Genomic DNA, 18,184 nt, shown 5'->3' with positions numbered 1-18,184 from the left:
TTTTTAACAATAAAAAAATCCTTTTCTCACGTTACTATACATGAGGAAAGGAATAATGACTTCGTTACCTTTCACTCTTATCGTTCAAGGGATTTTCCCTTGCATCAGGTTGGCACCAACGCATGTTGTGAAATAATACATGCAGGTTGCCGGGTTTCACAGGGCCTGACCCTCCACCAGCTCGGGATAAGAGTATCCGTTCAATTTTCATGTTACTGAAAAGGTCAATCGTTGTCAAATATTTTCTTATGTATTACTGTATAGAAAGGAAGAACAAAATTATCACCATAAAATTTTCATACTTGGGTGATGATGTAAATAGAAGAAATTTAATCCCTACAACATACCTAGCTTCTTGTGGTAACATATGTGTGGCTCAAATTTTAGACAATTTACTGTAGCATTGAATGTTTTCTACTCGAAAAACATTATTTTTTGTCAGTTTATTGAAAAGTAATAAAAACTCTAAAATAATTTCTTAATTAGTATAGATTATTTAACCCATTGTGTTATACTATTTTTGAAATTAAGAAAAAATCCCTCTAAACCAAGGGAATACTATAAAAAAGGATGGTATTTAATCGATGAATTCAGTAGAAATTGCAAACGAACTGAAGGAATTATTAAACGGCGGTAACATTAATGTTCAACTTTCAGTACCACAATTAGCAGAAAAAGCTACTTCTCGTGGTGAGGCAATGTTAACAGTAGATGGCGCAGTTCGTGCAGAAACTGGCAAATACACTGGTCGTTCACCTAAAGATAAATATACAGTAGAAGAAGAAAGCACAAAAGATCAAATTGACTGGGGTAAAGTCAATCAACCAATTTCCTCTGAAGTGTTCGATAATCTGTATGTAAAAGTAATAAAATATTTAAAAGAACGTGATGAATTATTCGTATTCAAAGGTTTTGCTGGTGCTGACAAAGATTCACAATTAAGCATCCAAGTGATTAATGAATACGCTTGGCACAACCTTTTCGCTCATCAATTATTTATCCGTCCGACTAAAGAAGAATTAGCTTCGCATGTTGCAGACTTCACTGTCATCTCAGCTCCTAACTTTAAAGCAGATCCTGCGGTTGACGGTACTGCTTCTGAAACATTCATCATTGTATCACTTGAAAAGAAAATTATCTTAATTGGTGGTACTGAATATGCTGGTGAAATGAAAAAATCTATTTTCGGAATTATGAACTACTTATTACCACAACAAGGAATCCTTTCTATGCACTGTTCAGCAAACGTTGGTGAAGCTGGCGATGTAGCATTATTCTTCGGTTTATCTGGTACTGGTAAAACGACATTATCCGCTGATCCAGACCGTAAGCTAATCGGTGACGATGAACATGGTTGGTCTGATAATGGAGTATTCAACATTGAGGGGGGTTGCTATGCAAAAACGATCAACCTTTCTGCTGAGAAAGAACCAGAAATCTACAATGCAATCCGCTTCGGTTCTGTTTTAGAAAACGTAGCTGTTGATCCAGAAACTCGTATTTGTGACTATGATGATGGCTCATTAACAGAAAATACACGTGTAGCTTATCCAATCCAATACATCGAAAATATTGTTGATCCATCTGTAGCAGGTCATCCAAAAACAATCATTTTCCTAACAGCTGATGCGTTTGGCGTATTACCTCCTATCAGCAAATTAACAAAAGAGCAAGCTATGTATCACTTCTTAAGTGGTTTCACTTCAAAACTTGCTGGAACTGAACGTGGTGTAACAGAGCCAGAACCAGTATTCTCTACTTGCTTCGGTTCTCCATTCCTTCCACTTCCTGCAACAGTGTATGCAGAAATGTTAGGTCAAAAAATTGATGAACATGGCGCACAAGTATACCTAGTGAACACTGGTTGGACTGGTGGCGAATATGGTACTGGTAGCCGTATGAAGCTTTCTTATACACGTACAATGGTACGTGCAGCTATCGATGGTAAATTAACAAATGTTGAAACGACACAAGATGCTGTCTTTGGCTTACACATCCCAACAGCAGTTGAAGGTGTACCTTCGCAAGTGTTAAATCCTCGTGAAGCATGGGCAGATAAAGCTGCATACGATGCTAAAGCTGCTGAACTTGCAGGCTTATTCAACGAAAACTTCAAGAAATTTGCAAACGTTTCGGAAGCCATTACTACACTTGGTGGTCCATTAAAATAACAACTAGAACAAGAAAAGGGAACGATATGATTCGTTCTCTTTTTCTTTCCCATACATAAACAGAAGCTAATATAGGAGATACATATGAAAAGAAAATACAAATTACTAGTAGCATTAATTACTATATTATTGGCATTAATTATTGGTGCTGGTTTTTTTGCAGGCAACTACTTTTATAATCTGGCATTAAATCCTGATACTGATAAAACAGCAGTTCTAGATGCCCCCCACAATCTAATCGATAGCAATTCAGATGAAGCTCGAGAGAAAGAGGCACGTGAGCAATGGTTTAACAAGCATTCTGAGGAGAAGTCAATTCCATCCTTTGATTCCCTTAAGCTGCATGCATACTCTATCCAAAACAGCCATCCCACAGACAAATGGGCAATTATCTTTCATGGCTATTCAAGTGATGGTACACAAATGACTAAGTATGCTAAACAATTTTATGATATGGGCTATCATGTACTCATTCCCGATGCAAGAGGACATGGTCAAAGTGAAGGTGATTATATCGGCATGGGGTGGCATGATCGTTTTGATGTGGTTTCATGGATTGACGACATTGTAAATATGAATGAAGATGCTGAAATCGTTCTATTTGGGGTTTCGATGGGAGGAGCCACTGTCATGATGGCTTCAGGCGAGGATTTGCCCTCAAATGTAAAGGCAATTATTGAGGATTGCGGGTATTCTTCCGTATGGGATGAATTTTCCTATCAGTTACAAGCCATCTTTCACTTACCTTCTTTCCCAATTATGCAATTCTCTTCGGTCGTAACTAAACTAAAAGCAGGCTATACACTAGCAGAAGCTAGTGCTGTTGATCAAGTGGCAAAATCGAAAACCCCTATGCTGTTTATTCATGGAGACAACGATACTTTTGTTCCTTCGACCATGTTGGATGACGTATATGAAGCAGCAAATGTACCGAAACAAAAGTTAATGGTCGAAGGGGCTGGTCACGGTGGTGCGGAAAGCTTAGCAGGCGAGCTCTATTGGGAAACGATTCAACAATTCTTGGAAACTTATACAAAATAATTAAACGCCCCTTCCTTTAGAATACTATTCATCTCCAGATGATAGCTATGTAAAGGAAGGGGCATTAATTTTTTCATTTTCTAATGTTGCTTCATCCATTCACAAAGAGCACGAACGGTTTCACGATTTTTAGCTGGTGGGTATTGATGTGCATAATGAAGGTCATACCATGTTTCGTATGTTTTATGAGCATCCTCTAAAAAAAATGCCAGCTGTCTAGCATGCTCTATATCCACATTCTCATCCTGATAGCCATGAATAATTAACACTGGGGCTGTTATATGCTCAACTTCGAATAAAGGTGTACGAGCATCATAGGCTTCCGGTACACGGTTGGGTGTTCCTCCGATAACGCGCTTCATCATCCGTCGCATATCTGTACGTTCCCAGTAAGTGGCCGTTGCATCAGAGACTCCAGCCCATGTCACAACGGAAGTAATATCCCTTCGTAAAATAGCTGTCCATAGAGCCATGATACCTCCTCGCGAAAAGCCAAAAACATGTATATTGTCGTTGCAAAATTGCTTCAGTACATCGACAGCATAAACAGCATCATAACGGTCTGCCCCTGCAAACTCATCCTTGCCTTCGCCACCTCTATTCCCACGATAATAAGGTGCAAAGACGATAAAACCTTGAGCGGCAAATTGGGCAATACGCGAGGGCCTTACCATGCCAATGCTTTGCATACCCCCTCTTAAATATAAAAAGCCATCATATGTACCTTCAGTCTTCGGCTCTGCTAAAAGTCCTTTTATTCGCAAGCCCTGTGATATATAAGTGATTTCTGTTAACCGTATTGCTGGATTGGGTGAAGGATATGCACGCTTTTCAACGATATCACCATTATTTGTCACGTCTTTTCAGCTCCTCCAGCATTTTCTCCATTCCCTCATCCTTCATATGAAAGCTTAAGTTTGGATGATGGGCAAATTCCTCATCAGTTAACCACAGCATACCGGATGTTTCTAAATCAAATTCAATGTCCTCCTGCCCAGCAAATTGTGCTGTAAAAACCGTTTTACAAAATAAGCTGTCGTCATGAACCGCATATTCTGCAAACCATTGAAGATTTTTCACACGGACACCCGTTTCTTCATACACTTCCCTTATGGCTGCATCCTCTAGCGTTTCGCCTTTCTCCAGTTTGCCCCCTGGCACCTCGACACCACGTCTTTTATGAATAGTACATAGCCACTTATTTTGGTGCTTTAAAAAAACAAGGACGTGTTTGGGTTCTACGTCAAACTCACCTCTCGTAAAACTCAAATCTACGCGCAGGCCATGTAAATCTGTAAATGTTAACATATCTTCAACCTCACGTTCTTTCATGCTGAATAATAGAAGTTATTTTTTCATTGCCTACACTTATAGGCGTATTGAATTTATCATTTCTGCTTTGCTAGCCATGCATTTCCACTAGGTGCAAATCATTCAATTTCCTCTAGCTTATCTAATTTAACTATAGTGTAATCATACAGAAACAAGCAACTCTAAATATAGGTCAAGCAAGCAAAAAAGCGTGCTTCTCAAGAAGTCACGCTTTTCATTACATTACTCGTTCACCATCGAAATAAACAATCGGATTTTTTACTACACAATCAATATGGACATCCGCTGCATTTGCTCCACCAAATGGCGTATTGCTACCAAATGCGATATGGATTGTCCCATAGACTTTTTCATCTTCCAGTACATTTCCACATAAAATGGCACTTTTATTAGCTCCAATGCCGAACTCTGCAATGATTCGACCATTCCCTTCCCCAAGTAACTCCAGCAATCGAGGACCATCCGGACCAATAGCTTCTATTAATCGTCCGTTTGAAATTTTCAATAATAATGGTTCCTTTAAGACACCAATATTAGCAATCGAACCATCCACTAAAATTTCCCCATTTGCAGATGTTTCTATCGGCGCAATATAGGATTCACCCGAGGGTATATTACCATGCTCTCCTGCTTGGCGAATAACGCCAGTTGAACGAATGCCTAAACGGTTTGCAATACTAAATATTAGCTCATGACCATCTTTGACAATTCGAGTTTCTGCCGCCATATCGAGCAGCTGGACATACTTTTCTACCATTTCCTCAATCTCTTGCGCATCCGCATGAAGCGCACCTTGTTCAAGCATTTCCCATGAAATACCGGGCATTGTCGCTACACGTCCACCTTTTTCACAGGCATTTTTGCATGCTACTGTATGTGTTAAGGAGTGAGCGGTCAAACAAAGTGAGACATCAGCATTTGCCATAAGCGATGAAACTGCTTGAATAGGCTCCTGCCCTGATTTTTCTAATAACGGCATAACCATAAACATTGTATTAGCTGTTATTGTTAGCCCAGCCTTATAAAAGATGGTTGCTAAGTCTTGCTTTTGAACATCTGTCAAAATTAAAAGCGTTTCTGACGATTGAACATTTAAATGATCTTTTAATACCTTCAGTGCAATATCATGTAAATGCTGCATAATAGTACTCCTTAATTAAAATTTAAATGATATCTACGAATGATTCCTTCTATTTCATTTCTAGCCTCTGTTAAAGGCCCTAAAAATTCTGGTACCCGTTGTTCTGTAAATCGGTAGATGGGACCAGAAACAGTAATAGAAGCTACGACCTTTTTGTCACTATTAAAAATAGGCATAGCAAGTGCCAATACATCGACGGAATATTCACTGTTACTTATCGCATAGCCACAACTACGAATTTTTTCAAGCTCTAATCGTATGTCATTTGCATTCGTCATCGTATTCGTTGTATAAGCAGTTAGTGGTTCATCAATAACCTTAGAAATTTGCTCTTCACTTAGGAAAGCAAGCATCGAACGGTAGGAAGCACCTACATAAAGCGGAGATCTACTTCCTCTTGAAACAGTAAATTTCACCTTATTCACAGGCTCTGCTTTTAATAAAGTTAAAGCTTCCAACCCATTCAAAACTGTAAATATAGCGGTTTCACCAGTAACATCCTTTAAGTTATCAAGAATAGGCATACATAGCTGATCTATGTTTAATGAATCATACATATTCATACCAATTTCCCATAATGCAATACCCAAGGAGTACTTTTTGGTTACAGGATCTTTTGTAATAAACCCATTATTCTCAAATGTTTCAAGAATGCGATATAAATTTGTATGATTCATATTCATCGCCATCGCTAACTCTCGACCACCCCACACCGGCTTTTCCTTTGTAAACATTTTTAAAACCTCAATTGATAAATTTAACGTCTTTAGCATATCTCTCATCCTTTTGATCTATTTATCTGTACAAACGGCTGTAAATCTTTCTCTTAAGGGGGAATTAATTGAAAGATTTAACAGCCATAAGCACCTGACATCACTTTAGCAAAAGTAAGAGAGTAGCTAATCTCTTACTTTTGATAGAGGAAATCAATAGCAGCAGTAATATATACTTTTGCACAGCGTACGATATCCTCAACACGCACTTTTTCATTATACCCGTGAATACTTGGTAAATAGGCTGGCCCATATTGTAAAACCGGAATATCATACTGTCTGAAATGTCGAGCATCACTGCTTGCCCATTGCATGACACCATAAGCTTCTAACCCTGTTACAAATGAAATATTTTCCACAATCGATTGGCAAACAGGATTTTCAGCTGGGGTATAATTGGCTACACTTTTGAAACCAAAACGTCTGATCGAATACTCAATGTCTAAGGCATCTAATTTATTCTTCAAGATTTCTGTTACTTCTTCTTGTGTAATACCGAATGGTAAGCGACAATCGACCTGTACCTTACAATAATCTGGGATAACGTTGGATTTCGTCCCCCCCTCAATTGTACCAATATTTACAGTAATTTTCTCTAGTACTTCTTGATATTTCAGGCGGTCTTTCTCCACTTCACGCATGTATTTTTTCGATACTTCTATTAGTGACTGTACTTCCTCAGGAATGACAATATTCATGTCCCATAGTGTGCGAATTTCTTGAATAGCACGGATTGCATCATTAATTGCATTACGACCTGCTAAAGGGGATAAGCTTCCATGTCCTGGTTCCCCATGCACCTCTAATTCAAACCAGAAGGACCCTTTTTGCCCTATTGTCGGATTTAATGGAGATGAAGGCTCTGCAATTAAACATCCATCGCCTTTTATTAAACCACGCTCCAACAACCAAGGAACACCATATTCTCCACCAGTTTCTTCATCAGGTACAATTGCTAATGTTAATTTTCCTGGCAATTCAATATTCAATTTCTTGAGTAATTTTGTTGCAAAAATAATACCTGCTAAACCCGCCTTCATATCGCTTGCACCACGACCAAGCATCCAACCATCCTTCACTTCTCCAGAGAAAGGATTAAAATCCCATTTAGATAAATCTCCAACAGGCACGACATCTGTATGCCCACAATAAATTAGTTCTTTGCCTTCATCCTTTCCAATAGAAGCTACTAAGTTAAACATTTTATCAGTAGCTTCATATTTTTGGTAAACAATGCCTACATCATTTAGATAGCGCTCGATAAAGGCTGTTATCTCAGTCGTATCTCCTGGGGGATTAACACTTGGAATTTGAATGAGTTTCGAACAAAAATCAATTAACTCTGCTTGATGATTTTCTACTTCATCTACTAATTTCATTTTTAGAGCATGTAAGTCATTCATGTGCTTGCACCTCATTTCCTTTAGTTTGTAAATGCTTCATGCTACCGTATAAATTCTTCATATGTGTAAACTGCTTTTCATCAAAGAACGAACATTTATGAGCACCATACGTTTTCGCTACTTCTAAGACAAATCGAACAACACTCTCTACGTCTGTAACATGTGTTGCACCTGTTGCACAGCCTGCCACAATAGATTCAGTTGTAATCGCTACACCTACAACGGGACTTGATGTTGCCACAGCGGGTTGTAAAATACTATTGATATGGAATAGGCCATTCCCATATGGGGTAATGTCTTGCATTGTCAATGGCAGTACAACAGGTGCAATACCGGCTGATTGCGTGTAGATTTGCAGCAAATCATCACTAATTTTTAATATGTAACCTTCTTTAACTGTCGGTGTAATGGCAAATCCTTTATGGTTACATACTTGATTACCTTTTGTTGTATCAATCGAAAGAATAGCATCCATTGATTCTTCCACTTCATTCTCGTTCATGACGCTAATATCGACGGGAGAATTCATAAATGGCACTGGCTCATGTGGTAAAGTGGGTGCAGTTGGACAAATATGAGTGGAGAAAATTACATCTCCCTCTAACTGGTCACCCTTTAATGCCATATCAATTGCTTTTGCTGCGCCGGCCATACAGGCTAGTGCACCATCTCCATCCGATACAAAGCCCGTCATTTCAGGGCGTGCCCCAATACCTCCTAAGCGACCGATGATACCTAATGTAGGTGCATGGCCACCTGAGGATTTTCCACTTTTTCCTTGCACTAGAACGCGGACAAAATCGGTTGATCCACTTTCACCTTTAATGGTTTTTACTACTACATCTGCTGTTGGATTAATAGTGTGTAAATATTCTTTAATCACCTCACCATTTACATACATACTATCCATTACCTCGTATAACTCCATAACATACTTCAATGACATAATTAGTCCGCTCCTTTTTCTATCTAAAAATTTTATTCATTACGATTCGTAAGTTATTCATCTATATTGTAGATTCTTCTTGCTGAATAGCTTTCCATGAATGGCATGATACTTGATGGGTTACTGTCACCGTATCGAGTATGGGTTGCTCTTTTGCACATTTGTCTGTGGCAAAACCACAACGTTTATGGAAAGCACAGCCACTCGGAGGATTCACAGGACTAGGAACATCCCCTGTTAAAATAATTCTTTCCTTTGTATCAAAAGGATTTTCCTTAGGAATGGCCGATAACAAAGCCTGTGTATATGGATGTTGAGGATTATCATAAATTTCCTTATATGTGCCCATTTCAACAATTTTGCCTAAATACATCACAGCAATGCGATCACACATATAATTTACAACATTGAGATCATGTGAAATAAAAATATAGGTTAAACCAAAATCCTTCTGTAAATCTTTTAATAGATTGATTACCTGTGCCTGTACAGATACATCTAAGGCGGATACAGGTTCATCACACACAACAATATCTGGTTGGAGAGCAAGCGCCCGTGCAATATTGATGCGCTGTCTTTGTCCACCTGAAAACTCATGGGGATAGCGCTTTGCATGATAAGCACTCAATCCTACTGTTTCAAGTAGTTCCATGACACGCTTTTTACGTGATGATTCATCGCCTATACCATGTATCACTAATGGTTCAGCAATTAAATATTCAATCGTTTTACGAGGATCTAATGATGCATAGGGATTTTGGAAAACCATTTGTATAGATTTTCGTGCAGAGCGGATATCCTTCGTATTTAAGCTTGCTAAATCGGTTCCCTTAAACTCAACAATGCCCTCGGTTGGTGATATTAACTGGTTGATTAAACGAGCAACCGTCGATTTCCCACAGCCTGATTCACCCACAATCCCAAGTGTTTCTCCTTTAAATAATTCAAAGCTTACCCCATCTACTGCTTTCACAAATTGGGTGGACTTTTTAAAAGGAATTGAGCTTTTAATAGGAAAATGCTTTTTTAAATTATTTACCTTTAAGATCAATTCATTGGGCTGTTGCATGAAAAACCCCCACCTTCCTTGCGACAATTTGACCTTTTGATTGCAAATGGCAGGCTACAAAATGATTGTCCTGGACTTCCACTAAATCGGGTATTGTACTACGGCATATATCCGTTGCTAATGGGCAGCGAGCTGCAAAATGACAACCACTATGCGGCATTGTTAAATCGGGTGGACTTCCTGGGATGGCCGGCAACCTTTGCTGTCCATGTGTCCCCATCGTAATCTGCGACTCTAATAATCCCCAAGTATAGGGGTGTAAAGGCTTTTCATAGAGCTGTCTTGTCGTAGTTGACTCCACAGTACGACCTGCATACATGACATTCACTTTGTCACAAAGCTCCCAAACTACACCTAAATCATGCGTAATCATAATAATGGCCGTATCATGTTCTAGCTGTAATTTTTTCATCAAATCAAGAATTTGAGCCTGCACAGTTACATCCAATGCTGTAGTTGGTTCATCAGCAATAAGTAACTGTGGATTACAAGCAAGCGCAATAGCAATCATGACACGTTGACGCATCCCACCTGAAAATTCATGAGGGTACATTTTCAAACGCTTTTCTGGCTCTGGAATACCAACCATTTTCAGCATATCAACAGCTTTTATTGCTGCATCCTTCTTGGATAAGCGTTCATGAGCTTGGATCACTTCTAAAATTTGATTGCCCACTGTTAAAACGGGATTCAAACTGGTAATAGGGTCTTGAAAAATCATCGACATTTCATTGCCTCGGACATTTCGCATTTCCTTTTCTGAAACCCCCATTAAATCGCGTCCATTAAAATGGATGGCTCCGTTCGTTATTTTTCCTGGCGGAGAGGGAATCAAACGCATGAGAGCAGTGGCAGTAACACTTTTCCCTGATCCAGACTCGCCAACTATTCCTAGTGTTTCCTTCTTATTCAATTGTAAATTAACTCCATTAACAGCTTTCATTGTAGAGCCGCCACTTTTAAATTCTACTGTCAAGTTTTCTACATCTAGTAAACGTTCAGTCATGACGCCACCCCCTTTCATTAAACTTTCATTTTCGGATCTAATGCATCACGTAATCCATCCCCTAAAAGGTTTATTCCAAGGACTGTTAATAAAATACAGATACCTGAGAATGTCGCCATTTGAGGATTTAATACTAAAAAGTCTTTACCATCCTTTAAAATGCTCCCCCATGAAGCTGTTGGAGGTTGTACCCCTAATCCTAAAAAGCTAAGCGCAGCCTCCGAAATAATAGCTCCTGCTGTACTCATCGTTCCATAGACAATCAATGGAGCTAAACAGTTGGGTAGTATATGACTAAAAATAATTCGTGAATGTGTAGCCCCTAAGGAATGCGTCACCTCAATAAACTCTTCTTCTTTAACACTTAAAACCTGACCACGAACAAGCCTAGCAAACCCTGGGATATTGGCTATACCAATGGCGACAATAACATTGACAAGCCCTTGTCCTAATACTGTCATAAGTGTAATAGCTAATAAAATGAATGGAAAGGCGAAAAGGCCATCCATCGTACGCATAATAATAGAGTCACTACGACCCCCAAAATATCCCGCCACAAGACCAAGTAATGTACCAAACACAGCACCAAATAACACTGCTGCAATCCCAACAATCATAGATATTCGAGTTCCATAAACTAAACGACTAAACAAATCTCGACCATAGTTATCAGTTCCAAGCCAATGTCCTTCGGTATTCATGGGTAGAAATGATTTACCAACAGTCATTTCATTTGGTGGGTGGGTTGCAATTAACGGAGCGAAGATAGCAACAATGGCCATCAAGGATACAATCACTAACCCAATTGTTGCTAATTTATTTTTAAGCAACTTTCGCAACAATGTATTTCTTTTTCTAGTTTCATTGACAACTGCTTGAGTCATTGTTATTTCTTCCCTCCATTCGATTCAAGATTGACCTTTGGATTCACAACCTTATACAGCACATCAACAATCAAATTAATTAGTACAAAAATAAAGGCAATGAAAATAACTGTACCTTGTACAACGACAAAGTCACGTTTATCTATTGCATCTACAATCAGTCGACCCATCCCAGGCCAGCTAAAAATTGTTTCTGTTAAAACGGCACCACCTAGTAAATTAGAAATTTGCATACCTAGTACTGTTAAGATTGGCGTTAAAGCATTTTTAAAGGCATGCTTACCAATAACCAAATATTCTTTAATACCTTTAGAACGTGCTGTTTTAATATAATCTTGTGAAATAACCTCTAACATACTCGAACGTGTAATACGCGCGAATGTGGCCATCGGAATTGTTGCTAAAGCAAAGGCAGGCAAAATTAAATGCTTCAAATAAGGCCAGAAACCTTCACTCATATTCCCCATCCCAGTCGCAGGGAACCAGCCAAGATTGACACTAAAGAATAAAACAAGCATGATCCCCAACCAAAAAATTGGCATGGATACTCCTACTAGTGACACAAGCATGACAACATAATCAATTATTGTATTTTGTTTTCTAGCTGCCAATATACCTGCTGGGATTCCTATTACAACAGCTATTAATAAGGCTGCTAGTGCCAGTACAACTGTATTTGGGAATCTTTCGATAATAAGCCCCAAAACAGACTCGCTATAAGAATAGGAATAGCCCAAATTCAGCCGAGCTAAATCACCTACATATGATATAAATTGTGAAGGCATTGACTTATTCAACCCCAGCTCTTCCCTTAAATTCTCTACATCTTCCACACTAGCCTGGGGACCAAGCATGACAGAAGCTGGGTCACCTGGAATCATTCGCGTAATAATAAATACGATGATACCAACTACTAACAGTGTGGGAATAAGGTTTACTAACCTTCTTAAAATAAATGAACCCATCCTACAAAGACCTCCTTTTCATTATTAGAATCAGTGGTTCATATTGTGAATAACTAAATACTACACCTAGCGACAATTGTTTGTAAATATATTTTTTCTGAATTTTTTTAATTTTATATTTACTTCCTGTTTACAAATGTGCTACTTTTATTTCGAACCTACTATTTTTTGAATCAACGGTTCATATTGTGAAACAAAATAAAGGAGGCTAGCACGGATGAAGAAAATAAACGTAAAAAAATCTTTCCTACTTTTCTTTTTAACTTTAATGATTGCTGTTTTAGCTGCTTGTGGTGGGAATACAGAAAAAAATAATTCATCAGATGGAAAAGATGGAGAAGTTACTTCTGGAGGCTCATTAAATGTTGGTCTTTCAGCGAATGCCAAAACGTTTGACCCAATCAAATATACTGGGGTTTATGAATCACAGGTTATGCGTCAAATGGGTGATACTTTAGTTGTTTATAACAAAGATCTGTCAGATATCATTCCATCTTTAGCAACGGAATGGAAAGTATCAGATGATATGTTAGTCTATACCTTCAAATTACGTGAAGGTGTAAAATTCCAAAAGGGGCAATACCAAGATGGTCGTGAGATGACAGCTGAAGACGTGAAATATTCATTAGAACGTTCCGCTAAAGAATCAGCTATGAATCGCCTTAGTGGTGTGACAGAGGTTAAGGTACTGTCTAATTATGAAGTAGAGATTCACTTAGCTACTCCTAATGCTGCCCTACTTGCTATGCTAACAGATGCTGGTAATATGATTATTCCAAAAGAAGAGATTGAGGGCTGGGGCGATAAATTTTCTGAGCATTTCGTCGGTACTGGTCCATTTCAGTTAACAGAATGGAAAAAAGACCAAGAAGTAAAACTGGTACGCCATGAAAATTACTGGGGAGACAAGCCACATCTCGACCATTTAACAATGAAATTTATCTCTGATCAAAATATGATGACCAATGCATTACGTTCAGGTGATATTGATATTGCGATGGACGTAAAAGGCCAAAACCGAGAAATTATCAATCAAGATAGTAATCTTGAGCTCTTAACAAATCCTGGATTATCCATTGTTTATCTGGATCTTAACAATAAGGTAGGTCCAACTGCCGATAAACGTGTACGTGAAGCCATTTATATGGCAACAAATGTTGAGGAAATCATTTCTGGTGTTAACCAATGGGGTGGCGGTGATGTCTCTTATTTACCATTACCTCCAGGCTCTTGGGGCTATGATAAATCCTTAGTCGATATGGTACCGAAATATAACCCTGAAGAAGCTAAAAAATTATTAGCAGATGCGGGCTATGCTGATGGCTTTAAAACTGAGATTTACGTATCAGAGGCGCGTGTCCCTTATGCAACAATTTTCCAAAGTCAGTTGAAGAAAAATTTAAATATAGATGTGGAAATTAAAGTACTGGAATGGGGTACTTACAGTGATACAGTTGCAAAAGGAAATGCTCCAATGAATATTGGTGGTTGGACTTGGTATCCAGATCCATATTTCTTCCTCTATCAATTATTCCACACAAATCAAATCGGAGCGTTGGGTAATGGTAAAGGCTACAGCAATCCAGAGGTTGATAAATTATTAGAGCGCGCTGTATCCGAAACAGTCGTACAAGAAGCGCGAGCAAAATTATACCAAGAGGCATTAAAACTTATACTAACGGATGTTCCTCGTATCGAATTAGAAGCAACTCAAACTGTTGCAGGCGTAAATAAAAATGTACATGGCTTTGAGGTATCTGCTGATAACTCTGTTCAAATTGTGCATCCAAACGGCACAAACGTATCCATTTCAAAATAACTTAACTAGAAAAGTGGAGATTCTCGTCTCCGCTTTTCTCTTCATAAGGAGAGATTTGATCCGATGACTCGATACATCAATGGGCTTGTATTTAACTCTGACACTCGTAGCTTTGATAAACAGTCGTTCCAAGTGCAAGGGGAATATTTCAAACCAGCAACACATACTGCAGAAAATGAAATAAATTTAGATGGCTATTATATTACGCCTGGCCTAATCGATAGTTGTTCACAAATTGGTTTAGCTGAAATTGGGATTCGTTGGGAAGGTGATGATAGCTATGAATTTGATTCACACTTACAATATTCTGTTATTGATGGCATTTACCCGTTTGATGTAGCCTTTCAAAAGTCTGTCTCACATGGGGTTACAGCATCTCATATTGTTCCCTCCGCTAAAAGCTTAATTGGGGCCAAAACGGCAATCATTCATCATACACATACAACTGTAGATGATATGGTTATTGTAAAAGATGTCGCTTATTCCTTTTCTATTGGACACCAGGCAAAAAGTACATTTTTTGCTGAAAAGAGAAAGCCACTGACTCGCATGGGTATCGCTAAAATCTTAAGGGACACACTCCAACAAATTCAACAGCAGGAGCCCTCCATCCATAAGATTGTTGTGCGGGCGCATAAAGCTGTCGATATTGAACTAATTCATCGACTACAACAAGAATTTACTAACGATTTTGACTTTCATATTATTCATGGCACGGAAATTCCTCTTCTTAAGGAGACAGGTTTCCATACCGTTATTGCTGGCCCGACATTCCGTTATATTGAGCATAATGAGATGCTGGAGCTGTCACCAAAGCTTTATCCTCAGCTATTCACTCAAACAATACCATTTGTTTTTTGCACAGATCACCCTGTTAGTAGCACATCCCATCTAACATTAGAAGGGTGTTTAGCTGTTCGAGAAGGTATGTCCCGCTCGGATGTTCTCTATACATTAACAACAGGAGCTGCTAATTTCCTTGGCATTGACGATAAAATAGGGGCTATTCGTGATGGCCTTTATGCTGATTTTGTGATATGGGATAAGCATCCATTAAATTTAGATGCACAGGTTATCGCAACTTTTATTAAAGGGAAAAAAGTTTATGCAACGGAAGAAGGTATGTCAAAATGAACATTTATCATCATGCAACGTTTCTCACAGTTAATGAACAAAATGATGTTTTTGAACAGCTATGGGTTGAAGATGGACGCATTGTTTATGTAGGGCCAGCCAAAGATATCCCCCCTCATGCGCACTTAATCGATCTACAGGGAGCATATGTCACACCAGGATTAATAGATATCCATGCACATGTTGGAACATGGGCTGAAGTAACCGAAGATATTAATGATGCTAATGAATATAGCGAGCCTTTTACACCGCTTATGCATGCTTTAGACAGTGTTGATATTCGCCATTTCTCCTTCCAGCATGCACTTGCAGGTGGTGTGACAACTGTACAAACTGGTCCGGGAAGTGCCAATGTTATTGGTGGCATTTGGAGTATCCTGAAAACAGCGGGTCCTACCCTTGCTTCTCGCGTCTTAGTAGAACGAAGTGGATTAAAAGGGGCATTAGGGGAAAACCCAAAGAACGTCTTTGGTATTCAATATAAACGAAAGCCAATGACCCGTATGGCGATTGCTCAGCTACTACGTGATGGCTTCCAACGAGCTAGCCTGCTGAATGAACAGGAACAAGCTGAAAAAGTACAACAAAATTCTGAATTACGTCCATTTATTGAGGTACTCCGTGGTGAAATGCCGCTTCGTCTTCACTGCCATAGAGCAGATGATATAATGACCGCTATACGAATTGCCAAGGAATTTAATGTGAAGCTCCATTTAGAGCATTGTACAGAAGGCTATCTGATAGTTGATGCAGTAAAAAATAGTGGATACCATGCAACGCTTGGTCCCTATATGTTAACCCCATCTAAATATGAAACACGTCATTCTACACCAGCGATTGCTGCCATATTTAAAGAGCATAATATTCCTTTTGCTATCATGACGGATCATCCCTTTGTACCGATTCAGTACTTAAAGTATTGTGCCTCTGAAGCAATACGTTATGGATTAGATGAACAAACAGCCTTAAAAAGCATTACTATACATGCAGCTAAGCTCGTACAGCTTGATCATCGAATTGGTAGTCTTGAGAAAGGTAAGGATGCTGATTTTGTTGTTTGGTCACACCCTATTTTTGAAACCGAAGCGAAGGTCCTACAAACTTATGTAAACGGAGAAAAATATTTCGAAGCGGAGGAAGCACCATGGAAAACTCAAAAATTGCCATTGTAACTATCGGTCAAGCCCCTCGCAAGGATATGGCGGAGGATATTCAGCAATTAAGACATGGGGGTCTACATGTTCATGAATTTGGTGTCCTTGATTCGCTTTCACCATCTGAAATCGCTGCCCTTTCTCCCTCACAGGAAGAAACTGATGTTTTAGTGACTCTCCTGGCAAATAGTCAGCAGGTACGGTTAAGTAAAGCGAAGCTCATGCCCTATATTCAGCAATGCCTTCATGATCTCCAAGACTTTACTTGGATTTTGCTGATGTGTACAGGCGATTTTGCCAATAAACTATCCGTTAAAAATCTTTTGCTTCCGGATAGAATGATGACTAACTTAGTGAAGGGTCTTCATACGGAATTAGCAATTGGTTTAATAGGTCCGGAGCCTGAGCAACAAATAACGGTTGCAGAAAAATGGCAAAAAGCTCATTTTGATGTGAACTACTCTGCAAGTTCACCCTACCGCTTTAATGCACATGATTTATTAGCAAAGGCACAGCAATTAGAATCCGATGGCGCTGATCTGCTCATTCTTGATTGTATGGGCTATTCCACACCTATGAAAAATATGATTAAACATCAGCTAAATATACCTGTAATCGTCCCACGTGAAGCTGTTTTTACTATATTAAAGGCAATATGTTAATACCCTCTACTGAGGTGATTGATTTTCACTGAGAGTGGCGACACTCAAAGTGAAAATCAACCTAAGCTGAAATTTCCCCGTTAGACACGCTTGTTAAAATAAGGTAACTGCTCTACAAACGCCTTGGTTTCCTCATCTCCATACTCATGAACTAGTGCATAAATTTTCATCAATCTTAAATCGATTTCATCATTTTCTCTATCTAAATGATATTGAATGTACGGTAACTGAGCACGCCATGCATTGGAGATCTCCAACAACTGCATTTGCTGAAAAATTTTCTCAAAAACATCTAATGCTTGTCGATCCACATTGAGTTCAAAATTCCAAGGTCCTGCATAAGGATTAGTATAATAGGTTCTATTGGCAAGTGAAAAATATACACGTTGACGATCCATCTTTACGATTCACTCCTTTTCCCATAGTATGGAGAGAAAGGTGTTGTTTTATTCCCTGGAATGTCAAACTTCCTTCACAATTAAAATGTCCATATAACTTATAATAAGTATGATGAACAAAGAACGGAGTGAGTATGATGAGTTTAACTACGCTCTTAATCGTCGCAATCATCATCGTTATTATTATCACTATTGCGACAGTTATCAGTGTCAACCGTGCCTATGCCTTTAAACATACCGTTGATGAAAAACCGAAACAAAGCTATCATCAAAAGGAAAACTAGTA

At 38.8% G+C, this 18,184-nt stretch carries 18 protein-coding genes and 1 riboswitch; of the genes, 7 read left to right on the top strand and 11 right to left on the bottom strand.

Features of this window, described 5'->3' with window-relative positions:
• Nucleotides 1-74: 74 nt before the first annotated feature.
• Nucleotides 75-193: riboswitch (SAM riboswitch) on the bottom strand.
• 391 nt (nucleotides 194-584) lie between these two features.
• Both pckA and ACP3VS_RS03495 read left to right on the top strand, forming a co-directional pair.
• Nucleotides 585-2,171 carry a phosphoenolpyruvate carboxykinase (ATP) gene (pckA, locus tag ACP3VS_RS03500; RefSeq protein WP_012295740.1) on the top strand — a complete coding sequence of 529 codons (1,587 nt, stop codon included), beginning with the start codon at nucleotides 585-587 and terminating at the stop codon, nucleotides 2,169-2,171.
• Nucleotides 2,172-2,255: 84 nt separating this feature from the next.
• Entirely contained in the window at nucleotides 2,256-3,212 is a 957-nt protein-coding gene (locus ACP3VS_RS03495) for an alpha/beta hydrolase (RefSeq protein ID WP_289449685.1), read from the top strand.
• Nucleotides 3,213-3,292: 80 nt separating this feature from the next.
• Here ACP3VS_RS03495 and ACP3VS_RS03490 read toward each other — a convergent pair whose 3' ends face one another.
• From ACP3VS_RS03490 to ACP3VS_RS03445, 10 genes are all read right to left on the bottom strand, one after another.
• Nucleotides 3,293-4,069: an alpha/beta hydrolase family protein gene (locus tag ACP3VS_RS03490; protein ID WP_012295742.1), complete on the bottom strand. Its 777-nt coding sequence runs from the start codon at nucleotides 4,067-4,069 to the stop codon at nucleotides 3,293-3,295.
• Nucleotides 4,059-4,520, bottom strand: a complete 462-nt coding sequence (locus ACP3VS_RS03485) for an NUDIX domain-containing protein (RefSeq protein ID WP_031416444.1) — start codon at nucleotides 4,518-4,520, stop codon at nucleotides 4,059-4,061. Before ACP3VS_RS03485 ends, ACP3VS_RS03490 begins: the two co-directional genes overlap by 11 nt.
• Before the next feature lie 241 nt (nucleotides 4,521-4,761).
• A complete protein-coding gene (locus tag ACP3VS_RS03480) occupies nucleotides 4,762-5,685 on the bottom strand; it encodes an aminopeptidase (RefSeq protein ID WP_012295744.1) in 924 nt (307 codons plus the stop codon).
• An 11-nt stretch (nucleotides 5,686-5,696) separates the two neighbouring features.
• A complete protein-coding gene (locus tag ACP3VS_RS03475; RefSeq protein ID WP_031416445.1) occupies nucleotides 5,697-6,458 on the bottom strand; it encodes an IclR family transcriptional regulator in 762 nt (253 codons plus the stop codon).
• Nucleotides 6,459-6,592: 134 nt separating this feature from the next.
• Nucleotides 6,593-7,861 carry a M20 family metallopeptidase gene (locus ACP3VS_RS03470; protein ID WP_012295746.1) on the bottom strand — a complete coding sequence of 423 codons (1,269 nt, stop codon included), beginning with the start codon at nucleotides 7,859-7,861 and terminating at the stop codon, nucleotides 6,593-6,595.
• Entirely contained in the window at nucleotides 7,854-8,807 is a 954-nt protein-coding gene (locus tag ACP3VS_RS03465; RefSeq protein WP_036162340.1) for a DUF1177 domain-containing protein, read from the bottom strand. Before ACP3VS_RS03465 ends, ACP3VS_RS03470 begins: the two co-directional genes overlap by 8 nt.
• Nucleotides 8,808-8,868: 61 nt before the next feature.
• A complete protein-coding gene (locus tag ACP3VS_RS03460; RefSeq protein WP_036164699.1) occupies nucleotides 8,869-9,876 on the bottom strand; it encodes an ABC transporter ATP-binding protein in 1,008 nt (335 codons plus the stop codon).
• Complete coding sequence (locus ACP3VS_RS03455) at nucleotides 9,860-10,882, bottom strand: ABC transporter ATP-binding protein (protein WP_031416448.1); 1,023 nt, start codon at nucleotides 10,880-10,882, stop codon at nucleotides 9,860-9,862. Before ACP3VS_RS03455 ends, ACP3VS_RS03460 begins: the two co-directional genes overlap by 17 nt.
• A 17-nt stretch (nucleotides 10,883-10,899) precedes the next feature.
• Nucleotides 10,900-11,766, bottom strand: coding sequence for an ABC transporter permease (locus tag ACP3VS_RS03450; protein WP_036164701.1), 867 nt, complete (start codon nucleotides 11,764-11,766; stop codon nucleotides 10,900-10,902).
• Nucleotides 11,767-11,768: 2 nt separating this feature from the next.
• Nucleotides 11,769-12,731, bottom strand: coding sequence for an ABC transporter permease (locus tag ACP3VS_RS03445; protein ID WP_012295751.1), 963 nt, complete (start codon nucleotides 12,729-12,731; stop codon nucleotides 11,769-11,771).
• 217 nt (nucleotides 12,732-12,948) lie between these two features.
• Here ACP3VS_RS03445 and ACP3VS_RS03440 point away from each other — a divergent pair, with 217 nt between their 5' ends.
• The 4 genes from ACP3VS_RS03440 (at nucleotide 12,949) to ACP3VS_RS03425 (ending at nucleotide 17,500) form a co-directional block, all read left to right on the top strand.
• Nucleotides 12,949-14,550: an ABC transporter substrate-binding protein gene (locus tag ACP3VS_RS03440; protein WP_426388375.1), complete on the top strand. Its 1,602-nt coding sequence runs from the start codon at nucleotides 12,949-12,951 to the stop codon at nucleotides 14,548-14,550.
• A gap of 63 nt (nucleotides 14,551-14,613) precedes the next feature.
• Nucleotides 14,614-15,684: an amidohydrolase family protein gene (locus ACP3VS_RS03435; protein WP_031416451.1), complete on the top strand. Its 1,071-nt coding sequence runs from the start codon at nucleotides 14,614-14,616 to the stop codon at nucleotides 15,682-15,684.
• Nucleotides 15,681-16,856: an amidohydrolase gene (locus tag ACP3VS_RS03430; protein ID WP_198695931.1), complete on the top strand. Its 1,176-nt coding sequence runs from the start codon at nucleotides 15,681-15,683 to the stop codon at nucleotides 16,854-16,856. The genes ACP3VS_RS03435 and ACP3VS_RS03430 overlap by 4 nt, the downstream gene beginning before the upstream one ends.
• Complete coding sequence (locus ACP3VS_RS03425) at nucleotides 16,829-17,500, top strand: AroM family protein (protein WP_099805799.1); 672 nt, start codon at nucleotides 16,829-16,831, stop codon at nucleotides 17,498-17,500. The genes ACP3VS_RS03430 and ACP3VS_RS03425 overlap by 28 nt, the downstream gene beginning before the upstream one ends.
• 80 nt (nucleotides 17,501-17,580) lie before the next feature.
• Here ACP3VS_RS03425 and ACP3VS_RS03420 read toward each other — a convergent pair whose 3' ends face one another.
• Nucleotides 17,581-17,898 carry a hypothetical protein gene (locus ACP3VS_RS03420; RefSeq protein WP_012295756.1) on the bottom strand — a complete coding sequence of 106 codons (318 nt, stop codon included), beginning with the start codon at nucleotides 17,896-17,898 and terminating at the stop codon, nucleotides 17,581-17,583.
• A 137-nt stretch (nucleotides 17,899-18,035) separates the two neighbouring features.
• On the opposite strand from ACP3VS_RS03420, the gene ytzI reads away from it, so the two are divergent.
• The gene (gene ytzI, locus ACP3VS_RS03415; RefSeq protein WP_099805798.1) at nucleotides 18,036-18,182 is read left to right on the top strand and encodes a YtzI protein; all 147 of its coding nucleotides are present in this window, start codon (nucleotides 18,036-18,038) and stop codon (nucleotides 18,180-18,182) included.
• The last annotated feature ends 2 nt before the right edge of the window (nucleotides 18,183-18,184 follow it).

It is taken from the genome of Lysinibacillus sp. VIII_CA (assembly GCF_049943995.1).
GTDB lineage: Bacteria > Bacillota > Bacilli > Bacillales_A > Planococcaceae > Lysinibacillus > Lysinibacillus pinottii.
The sequence above is the reverse complement of the archived record's forward strand: the minus strand, read 5'-3'. Positions and strand labels throughout refer to the sequence as shown.

Excerpts from the sequence above, each read along its gene's own strand:
- ACP3VS_RS03430 (WP_198695931.1), top strand. The coding sequence starts at position 15,681 with ATGAACATTTATCATCATGCAACGTTTCTCACAGTTAATGAACAAAAT.
- ACP3VS_RS03435 (WP_031416451.1), top strand. The coding sequence starts at position 14,614 with ATGACTCGATACATCAATGGGCTTGTATTTAACTCTGACACTCGTAGC.
- ACP3VS_RS03465 (WP_036162340.1), bottom strand. The coding sequence starts at position 8,807 with ATGTCATTGAAGTATGTTATGGAGTTATACGAGGTAATGGATAGTATG.
- ACP3VS_RS03450 (WP_036164701.1), bottom strand. The coding sequence starts at position 11,766 with ATGACTCAAGCAGTTGTCAATGAAACTAGAAAAAGAAATACATTGTTG.
- ACP3VS_RS03455 (WP_031416448.1), bottom strand. The coding sequence starts at position 10,882 with ATGACTGAACGTTTACTAGATGTAGAAAACTTGACAGTAGAATTTAAA.
- ACP3VS_RS03425 (WP_099805799.1), top strand. The coding sequence starts at position 16,829 with ATGGAAAACTCAAAAATTGCCATTGTAACTATCGGTCAAGCCCCTCGC.
- pckA (WP_012295740.1), top strand. The coding sequence starts at position 585 with ATGAATTCAGTAGAAATTGCAAACGAACTGAAGGAATTATTAAACGGC.
- ACP3VS_RS03470 (WP_012295746.1), bottom strand. The coding sequence starts at position 7,861 with ATGAATGACTTACATGCTCTAAAAATGAAATTAGTAGATGAAGTAGAA.
- ACP3VS_RS03485 (WP_031416444.1), bottom strand. The coding sequence starts at position 4,520 with ATGTTAACATTTACAGATTTACATGGCCTGCGCGTAGATTTGAGTTTT.
- ACP3VS_RS03495 (WP_289449685.1), top strand. The coding sequence starts at position 2,256 with ATGAAAAGAAAATACAAATTACTAGTAGCATTAATTACTATATTATTG.
- ytzI (WP_099805798.1), top strand. The coding sequence starts at position 18,036 with ATGAGTTTAACTACGCTCTTAATCGTCGCAATCATCATCGTTATTATT.
- ACP3VS_RS03440 (WP_426388375.1), top strand. The coding sequence starts at position 12,949 with ATGAAGAAAATAAACGTAAAAAAATCTTTCCTACTTTTCTTTTTAACT.
- ACP3VS_RS03475 (WP_031416445.1), bottom strand. The coding sequence starts at position 6,458 with ATGCTAAAGACGTTAAATTTATCAATTGAGGTTTTAAAAATGTTTACA.
- ACP3VS_RS03480 (WP_012295744.1), bottom strand. The coding sequence starts at position 5,685 with ATGCAGCATTTACATGATATTGCACTGAAGGTATTAAAAGATCATTTA.
- ACP3VS_RS03420 (WP_012295756.1), bottom strand. The coding sequence starts at position 17,898 with ATGGATCGTCAACGTGTATATTTTTCACTTGCCAATAGAACCTATTAT.
- ACP3VS_RS03460 (WP_036164699.1), bottom strand. The coding sequence starts at position 9,876 with ATGCAACAGCCCAATGAATTGATCTTAAAGGTAAATAATTTAAAAAAG.
- ACP3VS_RS03445 (WP_012295751.1), bottom strand. The coding sequence starts at position 12,731 with ATGGGTTCATTTATTTTAAGAAGGTTAGTAAACCTTATTCCCACACTG.